This is a genomic window from Scytonema sp. PCC 10023, assembly GCF_963920835.1.
Lineage (GTDB): Bacteria > Cyanobacteriota > Cyanobacteriia > Cyanobacteriales > Nostocaceae > Kalymmatonema.
In genome coordinates this window covers 1-632 of record NZ_CAWUDP010000348.1, presented here as the reverse complement: position 1 = coordinate 632, position 632 = coordinate 1, and the positions used below count along the sequence as shown (strand labels likewise).

The 632-nt window shown below is 41.8% G+C and carries 1 protein-coding gene; it reads left to right on the top strand.

Annotated features, from left to right (window positions below; genetic code table 11):
* Window positions 1–205: 205 nt before the first annotated feature.
* Window positions 206–632, top strand: a 427-nt coding sequence (locus tag ACM0OZ_RS49150; RefSeq protein WP_414590210.1) for a hypothetical protein, incomplete at its 3' end; no start/stop codon positions are given.

The following is a 632-nucleotide window of genomic DNA, read 5'->3' as shown; positions in this document are numbered from 1 at the left end:
CTGCATAATCCAGATGATTGTCTGATCATCTGGTCGCAGGACGAAAACTTTAAAAGAGGCAATCTTCTTTCAGTTGCCACTCTAGGATTAGGATTCTCTGATTAATATGAGTACTCAGACAAGCTCGTTAGAAGCAATCAAAGAGCATCAGTTAAAATTCAGCTATTGCTCACACTGTCATCGCTTCCGGCAGATTCGTTGTTACTTGAAGGAAAAACCTGTTTGTGCTGATTGCAGCGTGGGTAAGCTTAAATTAATAGATCCGCCTCCGCCCCCCGTCCAGCCTAAAAAGAAGCAAAGAGTTGAGAATCACAAAAGATACGAACTTCTTGCCGAGTTAAAAACAAAACTAATAGAGTGCCTCCAAGGTCGCTGCCTTTCTTCAAAAGAGTTGTTCCAAGCTTGCGGAAAGAACCATTACAACGACTACGACAGCTTTATATGGTTTCTTAGAATCTTGCACCTGGAGGGGAGTATTTACTCATGTCGATGGAGGGCAAACGGCTCTAATTACCATGTCCTGCCTGATGAAAAAGAATTATTGTATAGGCGGATTGGATATCCACCAGAAGAAAGAATTCTTAAAGTTCTTGAAGAAACCAAGGCTTTAGGCGTCTCTAAAATTGCTAGAC